This is a genomic window from Streptomyces sp. NPDC016640 (assembly GCF_043076215.1).
Lineage (GTDB): Bacteria > Actinomycetota > Actinomycetes > Streptomycetales > Streptomycetaceae > Streptomyces.
This window is the reverse complement of the sequence record NZ_JBIBRG010000002.1, coordinates 540457-562306: the sequence shown is the minus strand read 5'-3', so window position 1 is coordinate 562306 and position 21850 is coordinate 540457. Positions and strand designations below refer to the sequence as shown.

The following is a 21850-nucleotide window of genomic DNA, read 5'->3' as shown; positions in this document are numbered from 1 at the left end:
GGCTCGTCGCGCGGCTGCGGGCGGGGCGGGCCCGGTCGCGCCCCGCGGCGGAGCCGCACACGGGCGCGGCCCCGCGAGGGGGCGGGGGCGCCGCGCCGCGCGACCGGGTGCGGGATCCGTCGTTCCGGCGCTCCCTCGCCCTCTTCCGGGCCTTCCTGCGGGAGCAGGAGGAACCCGACGTCTGTTACCCGCTGCTCGCGCGGGACGCCGCCGACCAGGTCGAGGCGTACGGCGGTCCCGTGGCCGGGCGGGTCGTGGTGGACGTCGGGGGCGGCGGCGGGTACTTCACCGAGGAGTTCCGCCGGCGCGGCGCACACGCCTACCTGTTCGAGCCGGACGCGCGGGAGCTGGCCGGGAAGCCGCCCCGCGGGACCGTGATCGCCGACGGTTATCTGCTGCCGCTGGCCGACGGGGCCGCCGACGTCACGTTCACCTCCAACGTGCTGGAGCACGTGGCGGACCCGGGGACCTTCCTCAGCGAGCTGGCGCGGGTGACCCGTCCGGGCGGGCTGATCTACGTGTCGTTCACCAACTGGCTCTCGCCGTGGGGCGGTCACGAGTGGGCGCCCTGGCACTACCTGGGCGCCGAGCGGGCCCGCGCCCGCTACCGGCGCCGTACCGGCAGGCCCGCCAAGCACACGCTCGGCGAGAACCTCTTCCGCGTGCACATCGGCACCACCCTGCGTCAGGTGCGGTCCCGTGACGACGTGCGGATCGTCGCGGCGCGCTCCCGCTACTGGCCGTTCCTCACCCGGGCCGTGGTCAAGGTGCCCGGCCTGCGCGAGTTCGCCACCTGGAACCTCCTCCTCATCCTCCGGCGGTGTCCCGAATGACGACCACGGTCCAGGCTCCCCCTCCGGCAGCCGTCCCCCCGCGCGCGACCACCGCGGGCCCCCCGGAGGGCCCGCGGTCGCGCCGCTGGCTGCTCGGCTTCTGGGCCGTGGTGTTCGTCCTGTTCCTGGCGGTGCGGCCGGGCCGGCAGACCTTCGACACCAAGCTCGGCGTCACCGTCGACCCGGGGCGGTTCCTCGCCGACCTGGGCCGGCTGTGGCAGGACCGGGGCTCGTTCGGCGGGATCTCCGACCAGTACGCCGGCTATCTCTGGCCGATGCTGCCGTACTACCGGCTGTGCGACCTGGTGCGCCTTCCGGTGTGGCTGGCGGAGCGGCTGTGGCTGTCGCTGATCGTGTCGGTCGCGTTCTGGGGCGCGCTGCGGCTGGCGGAGCGGCTGCGCGTGGGCGGCGGGGCGTCCCGGCTGCTCGCGGCGGCGGCGTACGCGCTGTGGCCGGTGTTCACCACCGTCGTCGGTTCGACGTCGGCCGCCGCGCTGCCGGGCGCGTTCCTGCCGTGGGTGCTGCTGCCGCTGACGGACGAGCGGTACGCGGCCCGGATCGCGGCGCTGCGTTCGGCGCTGCTCGTGCCGTTCATGGGCGGGGTCAACGCGGCCTCGACCCTGGCGTCCCTGCTTCCCGTCGGCCTGTACCTGCTGTCCCGGCCGCCCGGCCCCCGGCGGCGCAAGCTGATCGCCTGGTGGGCGCCGGCGGTGATCGTGGCGACGGCGTGGTGGTGGATCCCGCTGCTGCTGCTCGGCTTCCACGGCGAGAACTTCCTCCCCTACATCGAGACCGCGCGGACCACGACCGACACCATGGCGGCGACGGAGGCGCTGCGCGGCGCCGGGAACTGGGTGGCGTACCTGCACTTCGGTGAGGCGTGGCTGCCGGCCGGCTGGGCCGTGGCGTCCTCGGCGGTGGTGATCGTCTGCTCGGCGCTCGCGGCCGGAACGGGGCTCGCGGGGCTGGCCCGCCGGGACATGCCGGAGCGGCGCTGGCTGGTGCTGACCGTGCTGGTGGCGGCGCTGGTGCTGCTCGCCGGGTACGGCGGCGCGTTCGGGGCGCCGTTCCACCCGGTGGTGCGGGGCTGGCTGGACGGGTGGCTGTCGCCGTTCCGCAACGTCTACAAGTTCCAGACGGGTCTCGCGCTGGCACTGGTGCTGGGACTCGCGCATCTGACGGGCACGGCGGCGGGGCCGCGCGGGGCGCACCGGGTGCGCGGCCGGCGGTTCGCGCCGCTGCTCGCCGCCGCCGTGATCCTGCCCGGACTGATGTGGCCGTACCTCAACGGCTCGATCCTGGCACCGGGTTCGTTCCGGGAGATCCCCGCGTACTGGCGGGCCACGGCCGACTGGCTGGAGAAGCACTCCCCGGACTCGCGCGCCCTGGTGGTCCCGGCGACCGCGCACGGCGTCCACACCTGGGGATCGACCATCGACCAGCCGCTGGACGCGGTCGCCGACTCCCGCTGGGCGCAGCGCGACTACGTGCCCTTCGGCACCCCCGGCAACCGGCGCGCCATGGACGCGGTCGAGCAGGCCCTGCTGACCGGCGGCGAAGTACCGGGCCTCGCCGACTACCTGAGCCGCGCGGGGGTCTTCCACGTCGTCGTCCGCAACGATCTCGACCCCGATCGGATCGGGCACGTGCCGACGACGACGGTCAAGCGCGCCCTGGAGCAGTCCGGGTACGAGCGGGTGACCGGACTCGGCCCGGTGACGACCGGCGGGGTGATCGCGCACGGCACCCCGCTCCAGGTCGAGGGCCTGTATCCGCGGCAGCGGGCGGTGGAGATCTACCGCCCGGCGGGCGCGGACGTGCCGCGTCCGGGGCAGGCCGGGCTGGCGCCGGTCGCCGACACGGCCGTGGTGTCGGGCGGGCCCGAGGCGCTGCTGCCTGTGGCGGGCGACCTGCGCGGCCGGCCGGCCGTGCTGACCGGTGACCGCCGTCCCGGGCTCGGCACCGCGCCGGTGCAGGTGACCGGCGACGGGCTGCGGCGCGCGGACACCCGGTTCGGACTGGTCAACGCGAACACGTCGTACACGTACACGCGCGGCGAGCGCAACGCGCCGGACGCCGCGCAGGACGCGGGTGAGCCGCCGCGGCAGATCCTGCCGGTACGGGGGCAGGAGCACCAGACGGTGGCCGAACTGCGCGGCGCCCGCTCGGTGACGGCGTCCTCCTACGGCAACTGGCTGTTCCACCTGCCGCGGTTCGACCCGGTGAACGCCTTCGACGGCGACCCGGGGACGGCGTGGGCGGAGGGTTCCGCGGACTCCCCGGACGGACAGTGGCTGCGCATCGCCTTCTCCGGCCGCTACGACATGCCGGACTCCCTCGGTCTCACCCCGCTCCCCCGGGACGGGGTGCGGGCGGCGGCGACCCGGGTGCGGGTGGAGACGGAGAACGGCTCGCACACCGCCCTCCTCCGGGCGGGCGGCGGCAAGCAGCGGATCGAGGCGCCCGCGGGTCCGACGGACTGGATGAAGCTGACGATCGTCGACTCGACGGCCGAGCGCCCGGGGCTCACCGGCGCCGGTTTCTCCGAGATCGACCTGCCCGGCGTGCGGGTGACGAGGCTGCTGCGGCTGCCCACCGACGCGGCGGACTCCACCGCCGGCGCCCGGGTCGTCTCCCTGCACCGGGCCGCCGACCCCACCGGGCTGTCCGCCACGGGCACCGAGGCGGGGCTGCACCGGCGGTTCGACACGGGGACGGCGGGGACGTACCGGGTGCGGGCGAGCGCGGTGGCGGTGCCGGGCGAGGCCCTGGACCGGCTGCTGTACGAGGTGGCGCCCGGGCAGCGGAACCGGATCGTCGCCACCGCCGACTCCACGGCACACCTGGGGGCGGGACTGTCCGCGCGCAATCTCACCGACGGCGACCTGACCACGGCGTGGATCGCGGGCGACCGGCCGACCGTCCGCCTGAGCTGGACCGGGAAGCAGCCGGTCGGGGAAGTGGTGCTGGCACCGGCCGGCGGGCTCTCCGCGCGGGCCGCCGAGGTGCACATCAGCTCCCCGGACGGCGCGGCGATCGCCGGCGTCGACGAGAACGGCATGGTCCGCTTCCCGCCGATCACCACCGACCGCCTCGACATCACGGTCACCGGGACGGCCCCGCTCACCCTGCACAACCCGGTGGTCGACGAGGACCTGCAACTGCCGGTCGGCCTGACCGAGGCGTACGTCCCCGCCCTCGACCGGTACCGGACCCCGCAGCCGTCCGGCACCCGGGAGGTCGCGCTGGAGTGCGGCAGGGGCCCGCTGCTGGCGGTGGACGGCGAACTGTACGAGACGAGCGTGCGCGGGACGGTACGGGACCTGGTGGAACGGCGCCGGGTCGAGGTGACACCGTGTCAGGGAGGACGGGTGGAGCGGGAGTTGCGGCTGCCGGCGGGGGCGCACCGGGTTGAGGCCGGTGACGCGGGCCCGCTGGCGGTGACCGACGTGACCCTGACCCGCGGGACCGTGCCGGAGACCGCCGCCTCGGGCCGTGAGCTGCGGGTACGGGACTGGCTGGGCGACCGCCGCGAGGTGGGCGTCGGCCCGGGGGCGGCCTCGTACCTGACCACGTACGAGAACCACAACGAGGGCTGGACGGCCACCCTGGACGGCGAGGAGCTGACACCGCTGCGGCTGGACGGCTGGCAGCAGGGCTGGCTGGTCCCGGCGGGCGCGGGCGGCACGGTGAAGCTGTCCTACGGGCCGGCGACGACGTACGAGGCCGGGCTGGCCGGCAGCGGCGCGGGGATCGCGGTGCTGGTCGGGCTGGTGCTGTGGCGCCGTCGGGCCGCCGGCCCCGACGCGCCGCAGCCGGTCGCGCCGGGGCCCGGGACGTGGCTCGGCGCGGTGGCGCCGACGCTGGTCGGCGTGGTCGTCGCGGGCTGGTGGGCGCTGCTGGTTCCCGCGCTGGCGGTGCTCGCGCGGCGCCGGGCCGCCCTGCTGGTTCCGATCGCGTTCACCGCGCTCGCGGCGGCGGGTCTCGTGGCGGCGGCCGGGGCGGGCGAACCGGTGGGCTCGGGCTCGGGAGCCTTCGGCCACGTGGCCCAGCCGCTGGCCCTGCTCGGTCTGTTCGCGGCACTGGTGACCCTCGGCGGGTCCCGGGGCCGGGAGCCCGCGCCGGGCACCCATCCGGACGGCCCGGACGGCCCGGACGGCCCGGACGCCACGACGGTCCCGCCCCCGGCGCCCGTACCACCACCGCCCACCGGACCACGCGCCCCGGCCCCGCCACCCGCCCCCGCGCCGGGTGTGCCGCGGCCGCGGGGCCCGGTGCGGGACGGGGGCGGCGTATGAGCGCGCCCCCGCGGATCCCCTTCCCCCTCGTCGACGAGGTCGCCCGGCACTGTCTGCAGGACGAGGAACCGGAGACGGTGCACATCGAGGTGCACCTGCCCGGGGGACTGGACCCGGCGCGGATGCGCAGGGCGTTCACGCAGGCCCTGCGGCGGCATCCGCGCGTCCTGGTGCGCGAGGCCCCGGGCCCCTGGTACCGGCGCCGCTACGAGTGGGAGCTGACCGGGGAGCCGGACGTGGAGGTGGTGAGCTTCCCGGCCCCGGGACAGGACGCCCTGGAGGACGCCCGCACCCGGGCGCTGGCCCAGGCGCCCCCGCTCACCGCGTCCCCGCCGGTCCGGCTGGAGGTGGTGGCGGCGGCCGGGCGGGGGACCGTCCTGCTGCTCACCGTCAACCACACCGCCCTGGACGGCCCCGCCTGCCTCCGCGTGCTGGCCACCGCGGCCGAGCTCTACGGCGGCCGGGACAACTCCCCCACCGCCCCGCCCGTACGTCCGCCCGGGACGCCGCAGGACCCGCCGGACGCCCCCTCCCCCTGGTCCCCGCCGGCCCGGGTGGCCCCCGGCACGCCCGGACCCTCGCCCGGCAACGGCCTCCTCGTCACCGAACTCCCGCTGCCGCGCCGTCCCCGGGGCGCCGCGTACACGGTCAACGACCAGCTGATGGTCGCCACCGCGCTGACCATCGCCCACTGGAACCGGGAACACGGCGCGCCCCGCCGGCCCCTGCGCATCACCATGCCCGTCGACGACCGCCCCCGGGACGCCACGATGCCCATCGGCAACGGCACCCGGCTGGTCGAGGTGCCCTTCGCGCCGCGGGAGCTGGACCCCGCCGGGATGACGCCGCTGCTGCGCCGCACGGCGTCGCGCACCCGCGCCCTGAAGTCCCTGCCGCGCCCGCAGCTCGGCCGTGGCGCCGCCCTGCTCACCGCGCCCTGGGCCCCGGTCGGCTGCCGTGCCGCGTTCACCCGGGCGCTGCGCAGGGCGGCGGCGCCGTGGACGTCGACCACGCTGCTCAGCAACATCGGCCGGATCCCGTACCCGCTGGACTTCGGCGAGGAGGCGGGCCGGGCCGGGGCGGTGTGGTTCTCGGCGCCCGCCCGGATGCCCCGGGGCCTCACCGTCACCACCGCCTCCACCGCGGGCCGGCTCCATCTGGCCCTGCGCTGGTCCCGCTCCCTGCTCGGCCACGGCGACGGCGCCCGCCTGCGCGAGCTGTTCGCGCACTATCTGCACACCACGGAGGCGACCGAGTGACGACCACCGCACCCCCGCCCCGCGAGCTGCGCGACTTCTACGAGAACCCCGACGTCCCGGTGGCCTCGGGCCCCTCCCGCAGCCGCCGCCAGGCCCGCACGCTGGCCCGCGCGCTGGGACCGGCCGGCAGGACCGGGCCGCGCACCGTCCTCGACGTCGGCTGCGGCGACGGGACGGCCGCCGCCACCGCCGCGCCCTTCCTGCGCGGCCACCGCGTCGTCGGCGTCGACTGGTCCCAGGACGCCCTGACCCGCGCCCGCACCCGGCTGCCGTACGCGGTGCGCGGTGAACTCACCGGCGACGGGCTGCCGTTCGCCGCCGGATCGGCGGACGCGGTGCTGTTCAGCGAGGTGCTCGAGCACCTCGTCGACCCGGACGCGGCGCTCGACGAGCTCCGCCGGGTGCTGCGCCCCGGGGGCCATCTGATGCTGTCCACCCCGAACCTGGCCGCCTGGTACAACCGCGCGCTGCTGCTCGCCGGGGTGCAGCCGGTGTTCTCCGAGGTGAGCCTGCGCGGTGTCCACGGGCGGCCGGGCACGGAGGTGGTGGGGCACCTGCGGCTGTACACGGCCCGCGCACTGCGGGAGTTCGTCACCGCGTCCGGTTTCACCGTCGTACGCCTCGAAGGGGCCCCCTTCCACGGCGTACCGCGTCCGCTGCGCCCGCTGGACCGGCTGGCCTGCGCCAGGCCGTCGCTCGCCTCGATCCTGCTGCTGCACGCACGGCGGACGTGAGGGGGCCCGGGGACCATGTGGTGGGGAGTGGCCGCGGCCCTGTTGGCGAACGTCCTGTACAGCTGCGGGTTCGTGCTGGAGAAGCGGGCGCTCGCCGCCCTGCCCGAGGTGACGGTCCGCCGGCCGGCGCGGCTGCTGCGGCTGGTGCTGGGCAGTCCGCTGTGGATCGGCGGCTCGCTGGCGCTCGCGGCCGGTTTCGCCGCCCAGCTCGTGGTGTACCGCACGCTGCCGATCGCCGCCGCGCAGGGCATCTTCGTCTCCGGTCTGGTGCTGCTGGTGCTGTTGTCGTCCCGGCTGCTGGGCGAGGAGACCAGCGGCCGGGAGCGCCGCGCGCTGGGCGCCGTCCTGCTCGCCCTGCTGATGGTGGTGCTGTCGCTGCGGGAGGGCGGCGCGGGCGCCGACACCGTGGGCCGGGAGGCGCCGTACCCGCTGATCCTGCTGGTGTGCGTGCCGTCGCTGGCGGCCGGGGTGTGGCTCTACGGTTCCGCCGAGCGCACCGCCCGCCGCCGGCACCGGCCGCCCACGACGGGTGTCGCGTACGGGGTGGCCGTCGGCCTGCTCTACGGCGTCAGCTCACTCGCCGTCAAGGGGGTGTCGGGCCGGCTGACGGGCGACGGCCCCGGCGACGCGGTGCTCGGTCTGCTGGGCTCGCCGTACCCCTATCTGCTGCTGTTCACCGGCGTGTTCGGCCTGGTGATGTCGCAGGCGGCGCTCCAGCGCTGCCGGGCCTCGCTGGTCGTGCCGGTGTGCACGACCGTGACCTGCCTGTTCACGGCGGTGCTCGGCACGCCGGTGTTCGGCGAGGAACTGCCGGACGAGCCGCTGCGGCTGGCCCTGCGGGTGGCGGGCACGGTGCTCGCGGTCGCCGTGCTGCTGGCCATGCCGAAGCACGACGCCGCACCGCGACCGCCCACGGACACCGCCGAGAAGGAGCTGACGCGCCCGTGACACCCGACGACCCGCTGCTGAGGATCCTGGCCTGCCCGCTCGACAAGGGGCCGCTGCGTCTGCTCGCGGCCGACGGCGAGGAGGACGAGGCGCTGTACAACCCGCGCCTGCGCCTGCGCTACCCGATCGTCGACGGCATCCCGCAACTGCTGCCGGCCTCCGGGGAGCAGGTGTCGCAGGCCGAGCACGAACAGCTGCTGACGCGTACGTCCGAGACCCCCGGGACCACGCCATGACGGCGCGCCGCACCCCGGCCGCCCGGGTGGCGTCCTTCCTGCCCACCCGTCTGGTGGCCGCGACGGCCAGGGCGGTCTACCCCCGCTTCGAACCCGAACTGGCCCGGCTGGCGGAGCTGTGCCCGGCGGGCTGCGGCACGGCGGTGGACGTCGGCGGCTGGTACGGCCCCTGGACCCACCGGCTGGCCCGGCGCGCCCGGCGGGTGGTGACCCTGGAACCGGTCCCCCGGCTGGCCCGGCTGCTCACCGCGGCCGCCCCGCCGAACGTCCGGGTGATCCGCGCGGCCGCCTCGGACCGTCCCGGCACCGCCCGCCTGTGGCTGCCCCCGGGCGACGGCGGCGACCGGGGGGTGTCCTCGCTGGTCCGCCGGGACATCCACGGCCACGCCCTCGACGTCACCTGCGTCGCACTGGACGGACTCGGCCTGCGCGACGTCGGCTTCATCAAGATCGACGTGGACGGCAACGAGCCGGCGGTGCTGCGCGGGGCGGCCGGTGTCCTGGCCCGCGACCGCCCGGCGCTGTTCGTGGAGCTGGAGTCGCGCATCCAGCCGATCGCGCCGGTGGTGACGTATCTGTCCCGCCTCGGCTACGGCGGCTGGGTGCTGCCCGCCGGCACCTGGGTCCCGCTGTCCCGCTTCCCCCTGGAGGCGCACCAGGCGCGCACCGCGTACGTCGCCTCCCACGGCCTGCTCCGCCGCGTGCTGCCCTGCGGTCCGCTCCGGGGCCCGCGCTACGTCAACTCGGTGCTGTTCCTCCCGGACGGCCGCCGTCCCGGGGCGGGCCCGGTGAGCGACGACGGGTCCCGTGCCCACCGGACGACGCCCCGCTAGCCCGTTCACCCCGCTCGACGTCCGGCTCCTGCCGCTGCGCCGCACGGCCGATCACGACCCCGGCCCGGTACCGCCCGGTGCTCGGCGCCCACCCGCCGGGGCCTCGCGTGCACCGCTCCGGACGGGCGGGGCGCACTCCGTGACGCGGTCGCGGAGTTCACCCGGGGGCTGTTGCGGCGTACGGCGGCCGGCGGCCCGCGGCGTCGAGCACGTGCTCCACGACGCGCGGCACCGACCCGGGGTGCAGCCACAGGAACAGGTTCGGTTCGACCAGCTCCAGCTCCATCACCCGGGGGCGGCCGTCCTCGCCGTCCACGAGGTCGACGCGCGCGTACAGCAGTTCCGGCGCCCCGGACAGGGGCACGGCGGCCAGGGCCCGCCCGGCGACGTCGAGTTCGGCGGGGGTCGGGGTCCAGGCGGTCAGCCCGGGGTGGGCCACCTTGCGCCGGTCGTAGGGCGTACCCGGGGCGAGCACCGCCCCCTTGCGGCCGGCGTGCAGCAGGCTTCCGCCGAAGAACTGCAGCGCCCGCTCACCGGCGGTGTCGATGCTGCGCACGTAGGGCTGCACCATCGCGGTGAACCCCTCCTCGTGCATCCGCCGCACGTGCCGTACGGCCGTGTCGTGCTCCCCGGGCGTGTAGCGGGCGGCGAACCGGGCGCCGGCGCCGGAGGCCGGCTTGACGACGTACTCGTGGGCGTCCGGGAGGTCGACGGCGTCCCCGGGTGCCAGGTAGCGGGTGTCCACCACCGGCACCCCGGCCGCGGCGAGCTCCCCCAGGTACCGCTTGTCGGTGTTCCAGCGCACCACGTCCGCCGGGTTGGCCAGCCGGGTGAGCGTGCCGCAGCGCTCGGCCCACGCGGTGAACTCCGCCGCCCGCCAGCTGTAGTCCCAGGTCGAGCGGATCACGGCGAGGTCGAAACCGCCCCAGTCCACGTCGCCGTCGTCCCACACCTCGGCGGAGGCCTCGGCACCGGCCTCCCGCAGCGCGCGCACGAGCCCCGGCAGGTCCCGGTCCTCGGCCACCTCGGGGCCGGGCCGGCAGGTCACGAGCGCGATACGGGGCACGGCGGATCCCTCCTCATGCGAACAGCCGGTCGACCGGCAGGCTAACAGCTCGTTTCCGGGCGTTCCGTATGGATTCCGCGCCTTCCCCCTGCCGTGACCTGCGGTTTTCCCGCGTCCCCTGCCCGTGTTCCCCATGGGACGCCCGCATGCGCACGGACCGGCCCGGAGGCCCCGGTCACGGTGATGCGGGGTCCACCGACGTTAATTCGTCCGGGCTAACACAGAAGGCCTCCCCCCGGTCGGGGCACATAGCGTCACCCATCGATGACGTTCCGTGTCACCCCCGGGAGGCCGACCGTGCACGAGAAGCCGCTGCAGAAACCGACACGTCCTCGAACACGCCCCGTCCGCCGAATAGCCCTGGCGGCCGTCAGCAGCCTGGTCGCGGGCTCCGTCGTCCTCTCGTCGGGCGGTGCGGCCGTCGCCCGGCCGGCGCCTGCACCGCCCGGCACCCACACCACCGGGTCGCCCGCCCCCACGCCGTCCGGCACCCGCGCCACGCCCCCGGACGGGCCGACGCCCCCCGCCGGGCCGACGTGTACCCACACGATCGTGCGCGGTGACACGCTGTCGGCGATCGCTCTCAGGTACCTGGGTGACGCGGCCGGGCACCCCGGGATCTACGCCGCCGGCCGGGCGTCGATCGAGGCGGCTGCGCGCGAGCACCCCGGACCGCCGGTGTCCGGAACGAGCAACCGTGGACACTGGATCTTCCCCGGCCGGGTCCTCACCGTTCCCGGGGCCACGTGTGCGCCGGCCACGACGCCCGACCTCACACCGGAGCTGCCGAGGGTCCGATTCGGGGAAGCCGTCGATGTCTGCGGCCAGGCGATCCTCGACGCCGTCGGCGAGGCGGTCCTCACCGCCGGTCTGAAAACGGCCGGCGTGCTGCCGGCGAGTGTCCTCCGGGTCGTCGACGTCCTGGGGGGATCCGTCACGGCCACGGGACCGACGATCCGGTTCGTGGTCGAGACGCCCGACGGGATCGCCGACCAGACCTTCGCCTTCACGGAAGTGATGACGGAATGGGCCAGGCTCCTTCCGGACACGCCCGGCCTGATGGCGAGGATCGAGCTTCCAGCGCTCTACTGCGCACAGGCCGCCCTGGCCGTCGACCAGCAGCTGGCGACCGGACTCGGAGAGCAGATCAGGCGGGCGCTCGGGCTCCCGGCCCTGGAGTCCTGACCGGACCGGGTGATCGCGCCCGCCCCGCCGCGCCCAGGGCGGGGCACGCCGTCTCGACCACGGATCCGGGAAGCGGTTCCGGTCGCACCACTTCCCGCCGTCAGTTGAAGACGTCCAGGAGATCCGGCGAGGAGCCTGCGTCGGAGGCGGGGCGGGGCCGTGTCGGCGACGGGGGCGCGGGCCGGGGCCTCGCGGTCGCCGGGTCCCCGGCGACGGCCCACCACGGCCGGGACGGACTCCGCACCGCCCCGGGCGCGGGCGCCACCTTCCGCGTCCTCCCCTCCGCACGGCTGACGGCCCCCGCTTGACCTTCCCCTTCGGTGAAGCCCCAGCATCGGTGGCGGAACGCGGAGCACCGACGGACGAGGTGCGCGCAGGGTCATGGAGGCCGGGATGGAGATGCTGACGATCGGCGCGTTCGCGAAGGCGTGCCGGCTGTCCCCCAAGGCGCTGCGCCTGTACGACGAGCTGGATCTGCTGCGGCCCGCCCGGGTGGACCCGGACACCGGTTACCGCTACTACGCGACCGGGCAGCTGGAGCGGGCCCGGCTGGTGGCGTGGCTGCGGCGGCTGGGCATGCCGCTGGCCGAGATCCGTCACGTCTGCTCGCTGGACGCCGGGGCCGCCGCCGGGGAGGTACGCGCCCACTGGGCGCGGGTGGAGGCGGAGACGGCCGTACGACGGGACCTCGCCGCGTTCCTGGTCGATCACCTGACGCAAGGATCGAGAAGGGACACCACCATGACCGACGGCACGCTGGAACTGCGCTACCGCGCCCACTCCGACCGGGGCCTGGTCCGCCCGTCCAACCAGGACACGGCGTACGCGGGCGGACGGCTGCTGGCCGTCGCCGACGGCTTCGGTGCGGCGGGCGGGACGGCGAGCGGCGCGGCGGTGCAGGCGCTGCGGCTGCTGGACACGGAGGAGGTCCCGGCGGGCGGGGTCCTCAACCTGCTGGAGGACGCGGTGCGGAGCGCGGCACAGGCGGTGCGGGACGCGGCGGACGGCACGGAGGGGGTGGGCACCACGCTGACCGCCGCGCTGTGGACGGGATCGCGCCTGGCGCTGGTCCACATCGGGGACTCCCGCGCGTACCTCCTCCGCGACGGTGAACTGTTCCGCATCACCCACGACCACACCGTGGTCCAGTCGATGCTCGACGAGGGCCGGCTGACCCCGGAGGAGGCGGTGTCCCATCCGCAGCGCACGCTGCTCCTGAAGGCCCTCACGGGCACCGGGGCGGCCGCCTCCCCCGACCTGCGCCTGCACGACGCCCACCCCGGCGACCGCTATCTGCTCTGCTCCGACGGACTGCCGGCGGTGGTCGACGACGACACCGTCCGGCACCTCCTCGCCACCGCCCCGACTCCGGACGAGGCGGTCGGCACCCTGATCACCGCGGCCAACGGGGCCGGCGGCCCGGACAACATCAGCTGCGTGGTGGCGGACGTGGTGCGCAGGGCGGCCTGACCGCCGGGAGGACACCCGGCCCTCAGGAGGCGGTCAGCGGTCCGCCTCCGGGTCCCAGTCCAGCAGGCGGACCTTGGCCACCGTGCGGACGTGGCGGCGCATCGCGGTGGCCGCCCGGCGGGGGTCGCCGTCGGCGACGGCGTCGAGGATGGCCCGGTGCTGGGCCAGGGAGCGGTGGGGGCGGCCGGGCTGGCGGAGGGACTCCGTGCGGCTCTCGGCGATCTGCCCGGCGATGGAGCGCATGAACTCCGCGAGCAGACCGCTGTGGGCGGCCGTCGTCACCGCCGCGTGGAACAGGCGGTCGCCCTCCACGCCGTGGCCGCCCGCCTCGATCTCCTCGGCCATGTGCGCGAGCGCGGACCGCAGCGCGGCCAGGTCGTCGTCCGTGCGCCGCTCGGCGGCCAGTTCGGCGAGCTTGGTCTCCAGCGCCTCCCGGGCCTCCAGTACGTCGGGGAGGCGCCGGCGGCGTTCCACCATCCGCTCGACGGGCTCGACGTCGAGGCTGTCGCGTACGAGGTAGGTGCCGCCGCCGTGCCGTGCCTCGACCAGGCCCTGGACCTCCAGGACCACGATCGCCTGCTTCACCGAGGCGCGGCTGACCCCGAGCCGCGCGGCCAGGTCCCGTTCGGGCGGGAGGCGGTCGCCGGCCCGCAGGCCGCCCTCGGTGACGTACTGGCGCAACCGGTCCAGCACCTGTTCGTACAGGCGCGGTCTCGACACGGGGCGCAGGGCGTCGGTCACGGGGTCCCCCTCTCGTCGCGAGACTAGCACCGGGCTCCTCCCGGTGGCCGAGTGGCTGAGCCAATTCCTGCGCGACCCCTTGACGTCCCTTCCCGCGGGGCTCACCCTTTCCAGCCAGGCGTGCACCACGAGCGCGCGCCGAGTGGCTCAGCCACTCAGCCACTCGACCCACCCGGCTCCTCTCCTCCCCCTACCTCCCCCTACCTCCCCCCTCCCCTTCCCCTCCTCTTCCCCTTCCTTTCCCCGCCACCCGACTCCTCCGCTCCGCAGGGACCCAACGACGGGAGCCCGCATGTCCCCCGAACTCGTCTCGATCCTCGTCCTGGCGGTGGTGTTCGTCATCGCCACCACCCGCTCCGTCAACATGGGCGCGCTGGCCTTCGCCGCCGCCTTCGGGGTCGGCACGCTCGTCGCCGGCCTCGACGCGGACGGCGTCTTCGCCGGCTTCCCCGGCGATCTGTTCGTCGTGCTGGTCGGCGTCACCTATCTCTTCGCCATCGCCCGGGCCAACGGCACCACCGACTGGCTGGTGCACGCCGCCGTCCGGCTCGTGCGGGGGCGGGTCGCGCTGATCCCCTGGGTGATGTTCGCCCTCACCGGCGCGCTCACCGCGATCGGCGCGGTCAGCCCGGCCGCGGTCGCGATCGTCGCGCCGATCGCGCTGAGCTTCGCCGCCCGGTACCGGATCAGCCCGCTGCTGATGGGTGCGATGGTGGTGCACGGCGCCCAGGCCGGCGGGTTCTCGCCGATCAGCATCTACGGCTCGATCGTCAACGGCATCGTCGAGCGCGAGAAGCTGCCCGGCAGCGGGATCACCCTGTTCCTCGCCTCGCTGCTGGCGAACCTCGTCATCGCCGGGGTGGTGTTCGTCGTCTGCGGCGGGCTGAAGCTGTGGAGCCGGGGGGCCGTGACCGACACCGGAACGGAGGCGGCGGAGGCGAAGGACACGGGCGGCACGGGCGGCACGGGCGGTGACGGCGGCTCCGGCGCCGCGGGCCCGGGGAACGGCACCGGCACCGGCACCGGCACCCGTACCGTCCCCTCCCCCACCGCCGTGGCCACTCGCCCCGACGCCCCCGCGGTCGTCCCGCTCACCGTCCCCGTCGTCGCCACCCTCGTCTCGCTGGTCGCCCTCGTCGTCGCCGTCCTCGGCTTCGACCTGGACGCCGGACTGACCGCGATCACCCTCGCCGTCGTGCTGAGCACCGCCTGGCCGGACGACAGCCGCAAGGCGGTCTCCGAGATCGCCTGGCCCACGGTCCTGCTGATCTGCGGTGTGCTCACCTACGTCGGCGTCCTGGACGAGATGGGCACGATCACCTGGGCCGGTGAGGGCGTCGGCGGCATCGGTGTCCCGCTGCTCGCCGCGGTGCTGCTCTGCTACATCGGCGCGATCGTGTCGGCGTTCGCCTCCTCCGTCGGCATCATGGGCGCGCTGATCCCGCTGGCCGTGCCGTTCCTCGCCCAGGGCGAGATCGGGGCCGTCGGCATGGTGGCCGCGCTCGCGGTGTCGGCGACGGTGGTGGACGTGAGCCCGTTCTCCACCAACGGCGCGCTGGTCCTGGCCGCCGCGCCGGACGTCGACCGCGAGCGTTTCTTCCGGCAGTTGATGGCGTACGGCGGGATCGTGGTCACGGCGGTCCCGGCGGTGGTGTGGCTGGTGATGGTCGTGCCCGGGTGGGGGTAGGTCCCGGACGGAACGAGCACCTGGCAGCCTTCGAACGACAGCTAGTCAAGGAGTACGACGCGTGTCCTCTCTCTTCCCCGCCCTGACCGACGGCCCGGCCGGCCGGCCCGCCCTGCGCTTCGGCGAGCGCTCCCTGACGTACGGGGAACTCGCCGCGGCGGCCGGGGCGGTGGCCGGGGAGCTGGCGCGGGTGCGCCGGGTCGCCATGTGGGCCACACCGACGATGGAGACCGCGGTCGCGGTCACCGCGGCGCTGCTCGCCGGGGTGACCGTGGTGCCGCTCAACCCCCGGTCCGGCGAGAAGGAACTCGGCCACATCCTGTCCGACAGCGCCCCCGCCCTGGTGCTCACCGCGCCCGGCACGCAGCTCCCCGCCCCGCTGGACGACCTGCCGCGCGTCGACGTGGACCCGGCGGCCGGAGCGCCCGGGGCGCTCCCCGACGACCGCGCGCGGGACGGGGGCGACCCCGCGCTGATCGTCTACACCTCCGGCACCACCGGCCCGCCCAAGGGCGCCGTCCTCCCCCGCCGCGCGATCGCCACGACGCTGGACGCGCTCGCCGACGCCTGGCAGTGGACCGGCGACGACGTGCTGGTGCACGGGCTCCCGCTGTTCCATGTGCACGGCCTCGTCCTCGGCACCCTCGGCCCGCTGCGCCGCGGCGGCTCCGTGCGCCACCTGGGCAGGTTCACCACCGAGGGCGTGGCGCGCGAACTGAACGACGGCGCGACCATGCTGTTCGGCGTGCCGACGATGTACCACCGCCTCGCGGAGGCACTGCCCACCGCGCCGGAGCTGGCCGAGGCACTGGCCGGGGCCCGGCTGCTGGTGTCGGGATCGGCCGCGCTGCCGGTGCACGACCACGAGCGGATCGCGGCGGCGACCGGGCGCCGCGTCATCGAGCGGTACGGCATGACGGAGACGCTGATGAACACCAGCGTCCGCGCGGACGGCGAGGCCCGCCCCGGCACGGTGGGCGTGCCGCTGCCGGGCGTGGAACTGCGGCTGGTGGAGGAGGACGGGTCCCCGGTGGGGGCGTACGACGGGGAGACGGTCGGCGAGATCCAGGTGCGCGGGCCGAACCTGTTCACCGAGTACCTCAACCGGCCGGACGCCACGGCCGCCGCGTTCACCGCCGACGGCTGGTTCCGCACCGGGGACATGGCGGTGCGCGACCCGGACGGCTACGTACGGATCGTCGGCCGCAAGGCCACCGACCTGATCAAGAGCGGGGGTTACAAGATCGGCGCGGGGGAGATCGAGAACGCGCTGCTGGAGCACCCGGGGGTGCGGGAGGCCGCGGTGACCGGGGAGCCGGACGCGGATCTGGGCGAGCGGATCGTGGCGTGGGTGGTACCGGCGGACCCGCAGTCCCCGCCCGCCCCGGCCGAGTTGGCCGACCACGTCGCCGGGCGCCTCGCCCCGCACAAGCGGCCGCGCGTCGTCCACCACCTCGACGCCCTCCCCCGCAACGACATGGGCAAGATCATGAAGCGGGCGCTGCACCATGACTGACCGCCTCTCCGCCCGTGAGACCGTCGCCCTCGTCACCGACGACTTCACCGAACTGCCCCACCCGGACCGGGAGTCGGCGGAGGACGGCCCGCTCGGCTGGCCCGGCTACGACGCCGCCCGCGCCCGGGCCGCCGAGCGCACCGGCGAGCGGGAGTCCGTGGTCTGCGGCACGGGCGACGTCGAGGGCACCCGGGCCGTCCTCCTCGTGTTCGAGTTCGGCTTCCTCGGCGGCTCCCTCGGCGAACGCACCGGCGACCGCCTGGAGGCGGCGTACGCCCATGCCCGCGCGCACCGGCTGCCGGTGGTGCCGTTGGTCGCCACCGGCGGCAGCCGGATGCAGGAGGGCATGCTCGCGCTCACCCAGCTCCAGCGGGTGGCCCGCGCGTCGGCGCTCACCCGGCAGGCCGGGCTGCCGCAGGTCGCGGTACTGCGCGATCCGACGACCGGCGGCGGCTGGGCCACCCTGGGTGCGGGCGCCGACGTGGTGCTGGCACTGCCCGGCGCCCAGGTCGGCTTCGCCGGCTCACGGGTCCGGCCGGCCGGCGCCGACCCGGCGGCGTACACCGCTCACGCCCAGGTGGCGGCGGGCTCGGCGGACGCGCTGGTCCGCCCGGAGGAGCTGCGGGAGACCCTGGGCCGCTGGCTGCGCCTGCTGACCCGCCCCTCCACCGCACCGGCCCCGCCGCCCCTCCCGCTGGGCGCGCCGGACCTCCCGGCCACCGGCTGGGACGCCGTGCGACGCGCCCGCTCGCCCGGACGTCCGCGCGCCACGGCCTACCTGGACGCCTACTTCACCCACCGCGTCACCGTGGGCGGCGACCGCTGCGGCGGCACCGATCCCGGCGGCATGCTCTGCGGCTTCGGTGAGCACGAGGGCCGTACGGTCGCCTACGCGGCGCAGACCGGGGCGGCCACCCGTCCCGCCGGCTACCGCACCGCCGCCCGGCTGGTCCGGCTCGCGGACCGGCTGGGCATCCCGGTACTGACCCTGGTGGACACCCCGGGCGCGGCGAACGACGCGGAGGCCGAACGGCAGGGTGCGGGAGCCGCCATCGCCGACCTGTTCGGCGCCGTGGCCGCCGCCCGGACACCGCTCACCACGCTGGTCGTCGGCGAGGGCGGCTCCGGCGGCGCGCTGGCCCTGGCGGCTCCCGGCAACACCTGGGCCACTCCGGACAGTTACTTCTCGGTGATCGCCCCGGAACTCGCGGCGGCCATCCTCAAGCGCCCTCCGGAGGAGGTGGAGACGACGGCGGACCAGCTCCGTGTCCGGCCGCAGGACCTGGTGCAGCTGGGGGTGATCCGGGGGGTCGTCGGACCGGCGGACCGCCGGGAGGGGCACCCGGACGGTTGACCCGGTGACGCGGCACGCGCCTTCCGCGACGGGGGAGTTCACCGAAGCCGCGCACCACGGTGGGCCGGCCGGCCGAGAGACGTGTCCGGCGGCCGGCCGAGAGGTGCGACCGGCGCAGCCTGCGCGAGGCGGGCCGCGACCTCGCCGTCGGCCCCCTGGATCCCCCGCCGGACACCGTTCACGCCCTGTCCCGGCCGGGCGGACCGGGACGCGGGCCCCCCGTTCGGCGGCCCCCCACCCGGCCCCCCAGGACGGGCGCCCGCCCCCGCCCGGCGCACACGATGCCTGAGAGGTCCGCCGCCCGGCGGGCCGCTGGGCGCGCACTCGGGAGGAACCGCCGTGACCGCAAGTCTGGAGCAGTTGCGCCGCTGCCACTTCGCCGTCGACCTGGGGGCGGCCCGCACCCGGGTGTACGTCAAGGGCGCCGGACTCGTCGTCGACCAGCCGTCCGTGGCCGCCGTGAACACCCGCAACGGCGCGCTGATCGCGGTCGGTGAGTTCGCCGAGCGGATGACGGGCCGTACGCCCGATTACATCCGCGTCGTGCGGCCCGTGACCGGCGGCACGGTCGTCGACATCGAGATGGCGCAGCGCATGCTGCGGCAGCTGCTCGGCGACCGGATCCGCCGCGCCCTGCGCCGCAGGCCCCGGCTGCGCGCCGCGGCCTGCACCCCGCACGACGCCGACCCGCTCGCCCAGCGCGCCGCGATCGAGACCCTGGTGGGTCTCGGGGCCCGCCGGGTGGAACTGGTCGACACGCTCATCGCCGCCGCCGTCGGCTGCGGTCTGCCGGTGGAGCGGCCCGAGGCCACCATGATCATGGTGTGCGGGGCGGCGGCCACGCAGGTGGCCGTGCTCTCGCTCGGCTCGATCGTGACGGCGCAACGCGTCCCCGTCGGCGGTGAGGCCGTGGACAACGCGATCGTGCAGCACCTGCGCCACCAGCACCAGCTGATGCTGCCCAGCCAGTCCGTCCGGCCCCTGCAGCTCGCCCTGCACGGTAACGGGCTCACCCCGCAGGGCCCGGACTCGACGGAGATCCACGGCCGGGACGTCGCCACCGGACTGGCCCGTTCCGTGCGGGTCGACACGGCGGCCGTGCGGCGGGCCATCCAGACACCGCTCACCACCGTCCTCGACGGCATCGGCAAGGTGCTGCGGGAGTGCCCGCCCGATCTGGTCGCCGACCTCGCCGACCGCGGGATCATGATGGTCGGCGGGAGCGCCCTGCTGCCGGGCCTCGACCAGATGCTGCGTCAGGCGACGGGCATGCCGGTGCACATCGCGGAACGGCCGGACGTGTGCGCCGTGCAGGGGCTGGGCGCCATGCTGGAGGGCAGGATCGCGCCGATGGTGCTGGACCCCCTGGGCGCCTGAGCCCCCGCCGGACCCCCGGCGGGCGGGCCACCGGCGGACGGGCTCGGTGACCGGGTTCCGTGGGCGGTCACCGGCGGGTGAACCAGCACCTGACCGTCGTGCCCTCGTCCCCGGCGTGCACACGCACCAGGTCGGCGATCAGGTTGACCATCAGCAGCCCCCGCCCGCCGCGCTGGTCGCGGCTCGCGGGCCGGCGTCCCGCGAGCGGATCGGTGAACCGGCCCCCGTCGCGCACCTCGCACAGCACGTACCCGTCCTCGCCCCAGATCCGCAGCACGCCCGAACCCCCGCCGTGCAGCACGCTGTTCGTGGTCAGCTCGGCGGTGGTGAGGGCCAGGTCCTCCAGGGTGACGCCGGTGAGGCCGAGCCGCCGCCCCTCGTTGACGGCGGCGTGCCGGGCCAGGCTCAGCGACTCGGCCACGAAGGGGAAGCTCATGGCGTCCGCAACGAGCGGCAACGGCTCGTTGTAGCGGGAGACGACCGTGTCGGGGGCGTACGCCTCGCTGTCCCGCGCCACGCGGGAGCCGGCGGGGATGACGGTGGGGTGGGTGGCGTACGCGTCGGCGAGGACGTGCCCGGGCAGGCGTACGGCGTCGTAGGGGCACAGGATGGTCACCGGGCGGCCCCGGAAGGCGGCGTTGATCAGCGCCTCGTGCTGGACGCAGGCGGGGTACTCGGTCGTGGACCGGTCGGCCCAGATCGGCTCGCCGATGATCCGCGCCCGCCGTCCCGCCGGGCAGGTGTCGGCGAAGGCCCGCAGCACACCGGGGATGATCCGGCCCGGGTTGCGGCCGGCCTCCCGCATGTCGAGGAGCCGGACGGCCCCGGCGTCGTCGCCGAGCGCGTCCCCGAGCAGCCGCAGCCGGTCGCCGGGCACGGCGACCGCCACGGGCTCACCGGCCGCGAGCCCCTCGCGCACGAAGGACACGGTGCCGTCGAGGTACTCCTGGTCGTCCCGGTAGAAGAGGGCGGGGTGGACGAAGGGATCCCGGACCTGTTCCAGGGGCTCTGCCGCGACGCTCATGACGTGGTCACCTCAATCGCCGGCAGGTCGGGCCAGAACGTGTCCAGTACCCGGCGCAGGGCGAGCGGCGGCTGGTGCACCACGAAGCGGCGGCCGTCACCGAGCTGTCCGGCGGCCGCCGCGAGCGCACCGGCGCCGGCGACGTCCACGAACGTCACCTCGGACAGCTCCAGGTAGTACACGGCCTCACCTCCGCGCACCGCCTGCTCCAGCGCGCGTTCCCAGATCATGTGGGTGGCCAGGGCGACCTCCCCGGCCGCGCGGACACCCCTGCGTCCTTCCAAAGGGCACACCGTCAACGACGGCCGTGGGCTCCCCGACCCGTCCGGTGCCTGATGCCGAGTGTCCGACACCCGTCTCCTCACACTCCCGGGACCGTACGTCCCCGTCGGTTCCCGGCCAATGCCCGGCACCGTGTGTAGTACGCCGCGGGATGGGCAGACGCACCCGCAGCGCGGCCGGGACCGTAGCAGCCTACCTCCCCGACGCCGATGGCGGCCGAGTTCCCCCGAAATACCGAACGCCCCCGTGGGCCTTCCGAGCAGCGACAAGGCGGTGACATGACCTCCGCGGCATCGTTCCCCCTCCCGGACGGGCGCCATCCCCTGGTCATCGACGCTCGCGTGGACGCGGACCGGGCCCTGCTCACGCCGCGCGGCGAGCTGGTGCGCGGGTGCGCGCAGGCCCTGGCCGTGAAGCTGGCACAGCTGCCCGCCGGCACGGCCCGGGTCGACCTGGACATGAGCGGTGTGCACTTCATGGACACGGCGGGTCTGGACTTCCTGGAGGTACTGCGCGACCACGGCCACCGGCGGTCGGTGCCGGTCACGGCCACCCAGTGGAACGGCCAGCCGCGCCGCATCCTGGAACTCGCCGGCCTCGACAGCACGGACCCGCTGCGCTCCCCGGCGCCGGACGGTGGGCCGCCGTCGGCGTCCTCGGCGGTGGCCCTGGAGCGGGAGGAGCGGCTGCACCTGCTGCAGGAGGAGGTCGAGCAGCTCCGGCAGGCGATCGCCTCCCGCCCGGTCATCGACCAGGCCCGCGGCATCCTGATGGCCACCCACGGCTGCACCTCGGACGAGGCCTGGCACATCCTCCGGGAGGCCTCGCAGACGTCCAACACCAAGCTCCGCGCGGTCGCCGCAGCCCTCACGGCCTCCGCGCAGGCGGAGGGCACTCCCCCGCCCGCGGAGGTCCGCACGGCGCTGGCCCGGGCCCTCGCCCGCCGCTCGTCACGGTGACCCCGGCCCTGCGGGGTACCCGGCGGACGAGACCCCGCGATCAGGGAG

Annotated in this window: 18 protein-coding genes; 14 read left to right on the top strand and 4 right to left on the bottom strand. The window is 75.7% G+C overall.

Features of this window, described 5'->3' with window-relative positions:
• Positions 1-14: 14 nt before the first annotated feature.
• The 7 genes from ACF07S_RS06085 to ACF07S_RS06055 are packed head-to-tail and all read left to right on the top strand — an operon-like array spanning position 15 to position 9141.
• Positions 15-833 carry a class I SAM-dependent methyltransferase gene (locus ACF07S_RS06085; RefSeq protein WP_391973607.1) on the top strand — a complete coding sequence of 273 codons (819 nt, stop codon included), beginning with the start codon at positions 15-17 and terminating at the stop codon, positions 831-833.
• Positions 830-5131, top strand: coding sequence for an alpha-(1->3)-arabinofuranosyltransferase family protein (locus ACF07S_RS06080; RefSeq protein WP_391973530.1), 4302 nt, complete (start codon positions 830-832; stop codon positions 5129-5131). Before ACF07S_RS06085 ends, ACF07S_RS06080 begins: the two co-directional genes overlap by 4 nt.
• Positions 5128-6390 (top strand): condensation protein, encoded by a 1263-nt coding sequence (locus tag ACF07S_RS06075; protein ID WP_391973529.1) that lies wholly within the window; start codon positions 5128-5130, stop codon positions 6388-6390. Before ACF07S_RS06080 ends, ACF07S_RS06075 begins: the two co-directional genes overlap by 4 nt.
• The gene (locus tag ACF07S_RS06070; RefSeq protein WP_391962026.1) at positions 6387-7124 is read left to right on the top strand and encodes a class I SAM-dependent methyltransferase; all 738 of its coding nucleotides are present in this window, start codon (positions 6387-6389) and stop codon (positions 7122-7124) included. The genes ACF07S_RS06075 and ACF07S_RS06070 overlap by 4 nt, the downstream gene beginning before the upstream one ends.
• A 15-nt stretch (positions 7125-7139) precedes the next feature.
• Entirely contained in the window at positions 7140-8072 is a 933-nt protein-coding gene (locus ACF07S_RS06065; protein WP_391962027.1) for a hypothetical protein, read from the top strand.
• Entirely contained in the window at positions 8069-8308 is a 240-nt protein-coding gene (locus ACF07S_RS06060; protein ID WP_391962028.1) for a Trm112 family protein, read from the top strand. The genes ACF07S_RS06065 and ACF07S_RS06060 overlap by 4 nt, the downstream gene beginning before the upstream one ends.
• On the top strand, positions 8305-9141 hold the full coding sequence (locus tag ACF07S_RS06055) for an FkbM family methyltransferase (RefSeq protein WP_391973528.1): 837 nt from the start codon (positions 8305-8307) through the stop codon (positions 9139-9141). The genes ACF07S_RS06060 and ACF07S_RS06055 overlap by 4 nt, the downstream gene beginning before the upstream one ends.
• 157 nt (positions 9142-9298) lie before the next feature.
• Here ACF07S_RS06055 and ACF07S_RS06050 read toward each other — a convergent pair whose 3' ends face one another.
• The gene (locus ACF07S_RS06050; RefSeq protein WP_391962030.1) at positions 9299-10207 is read right to left on the bottom strand and encodes a RimK family alpha-L-glutamate ligase; all 909 of its coding nucleotides are present in this window, start codon (positions 10205-10207) and stop codon (positions 9299-9301) included.
• A 264-nt stretch (positions 10208-10471) separates the two neighbouring features.
• On the opposite strand from ACF07S_RS06050, the gene ACF07S_RS06045 reads away from it, so the two are divergent.
• Positions 10472-11392: a LysM peptidoglycan-binding domain-containing protein gene (locus ACF07S_RS06045; protein ID WP_391973527.1), complete on the top strand. Its 921-nt coding sequence runs from the start codon at positions 10472-10474 to the stop codon at positions 11390-11392.
• Between the two features lie 393 nt (positions 11393-11785).
• A complete protein-coding gene (locus tag ACF07S_RS06040; protein ID WP_391962032.1) occupies positions 11786-12862 on the top strand; it encodes a MerR family transcriptional regulator in 1077 nt (358 codons plus the stop codon).
• Positions 12863-12895: 33 nt separating this feature from the next.
• Here the strand turns inward: ACF07S_RS06040 and ACF07S_RS06035 are convergent, their stop codons facing one another.
• On the bottom strand, positions 12896-13603 hold the full coding sequence (locus ACF07S_RS06035) for a FadR/GntR family transcriptional regulator (protein WP_391973526.1): 708 nt from the start codon (positions 13601-13603) through the stop codon (positions 12896-12898).
• 292 nt (positions 13604-13895) lie between these two features.
• Between ACF07S_RS06035 and ACF07S_RS06030 the strand changes: the two genes are divergently transcribed.
• The 4 genes from ACF07S_RS06030 (at position 13896) to ACF07S_RS06015 (ending at position 19537) form a co-directional block, all read left to right on the top strand.
• Positions 13896-15290 carry an SLC13 family permease gene (locus ACF07S_RS06030; protein WP_391973525.1) on the top strand — a complete coding sequence of 465 codons (1395 nt, stop codon included), beginning with the start codon at positions 13896-13898 and terminating at the stop codon, positions 15288-15290.
• A 61-nt stretch (positions 15291-15351) separates the two neighbouring features.
• Positions 15352-16806, top strand: coding sequence for an acyl-CoA synthetase (locus ACF07S_RS06025; RefSeq protein ID WP_391973524.1), 1455 nt, complete (start codon positions 15352-15354; stop codon positions 16804-16806).
• The gene (locus ACF07S_RS06020; RefSeq protein WP_391973523.1) at positions 16799-18160 is read left to right on the top strand and encodes a carboxyl transferase domain-containing protein; all 1362 of its coding nucleotides are present in this window, start codon (positions 16799-16801) and stop codon (positions 18158-18160) included. The genes ACF07S_RS06025 and ACF07S_RS06020 overlap by 8 nt, the downstream gene beginning before the upstream one ends.
• Before the next feature lie 339 nt (positions 18161-18499).
• Complete coding sequence (locus tag ACF07S_RS06015; protein WP_391962037.1) at positions 18500-19537, top strand: rod shape-determining protein; 1038 nt, start codon at positions 18500-18502, stop codon at positions 19535-19537.
• A 67-nt stretch (positions 19538-19604) separates the two neighbouring features.
• Here the strand turns inward: ACF07S_RS06015 and ACF07S_RS06010 are convergent, their stop codons facing one another.
• Together ACF07S_RS06010 and ACF07S_RS06005 are read right to left on the bottom strand one after the other, a co-directional pair.
• Positions 19605-20561, bottom strand: coding sequence for an anti-sigma factor RsbA family regulatory protein (locus tag ACF07S_RS06010; RefSeq protein WP_391973522.1), 957 nt, complete (start codon positions 20559-20561; stop codon positions 19605-19607).
• On the bottom strand, positions 20558-20854 hold the full coding sequence (locus tag ACF07S_RS06005; RefSeq protein ID WP_391962473.1) for an STAS domain-containing protein: 297 nt from the start codon (positions 20852-20854) through the stop codon (positions 20558-20560). The genes ACF07S_RS06010 and ACF07S_RS06005 overlap by 4 nt, the downstream gene beginning before the upstream one ends.
• Before the next feature lie 267 nt (positions 20855-21121).
• Here ACF07S_RS06005 and ACF07S_RS06000 point away from each other — a divergent pair, with 267 nt between their 5' ends.
• Entirely contained in the window at positions 21122-21802 is a 681-nt protein-coding gene (locus ACF07S_RS06000; protein ID WP_391962039.1) for an ANTAR domain-containing response regulator, read from the top strand.
• The last annotated feature ends 48 nt before the right edge of the window (positions 21803-21850 follow it).

Bases quoted from the DNA above. Each gene is read 5' to 3' on its own strand.
- ACF07S_RS06040 (WP_391962032.1), top strand. From the start codon at position 11,786: ATGGAGATGCTGACGATCGGCGCGTTCGCGAAGGCGTGCCGGCTGTCC.
- ACF07S_RS06075 (WP_391973529.1), top strand. From the start codon at position 5,128: ATGAGCGCGCCCCCGCGGATCCCCTTCCCCCTCGTCGACGAGGTCGCC.
- ACF07S_RS06065 (WP_391962027.1), top strand. From the start codon at position 7,140: ATGTGGTGGGGAGTGGCCGCGGCCCTGTTGGCGAACGTCCTGTACAGC.
- ACF07S_RS06020 (WP_391973523.1), top strand. From the start codon at position 16,799: ATGACTGACCGCCTCTCCGCCCGTGAGACCGTCGCCCTCGTCACCGAC.
- ACF07S_RS06030 (WP_391973525.1), top strand. From the start codon at position 13,896: ATGTCCCCCGAACTCGTCTCGATCCTCGTCCTGGCGGTGGTGTTCGTC.
- ACF07S_RS06055 (WP_391973528.1), top strand. From the start codon at position 8,305: ATGACGGCGCGCCGCACCCCGGCCGCCCGGGTGGCGTCCTTCCTGCCC.
- ACF07S_RS06000 (WP_391962039.1), top strand. From the start codon at position 21,122: ATGACCTCCGCGGCATCGTTCCCCCTCCCGGACGGGCGCCATCCCCTG.
- ACF07S_RS06080 (WP_391973530.1), top strand. From the start codon at position 830: ATGACGACCACGGTCCAGGCTCCCCCTCCGGCAGCCGTCCCCCCGCGC.
- ACF07S_RS06045 (WP_391973527.1), top strand. From the start codon at position 10,472: ATGACGTTCCGTGTCACCCCCGGGAGGCCGACCGTGCACGAGAAGCCG.
- ACF07S_RS06010 (WP_391973522.1), bottom strand. From the start codon at position 20,561: ATGAGCGTCGCGGCAGAGCCCCTGGAACAGGTCCGGGATCCCTTCGTC.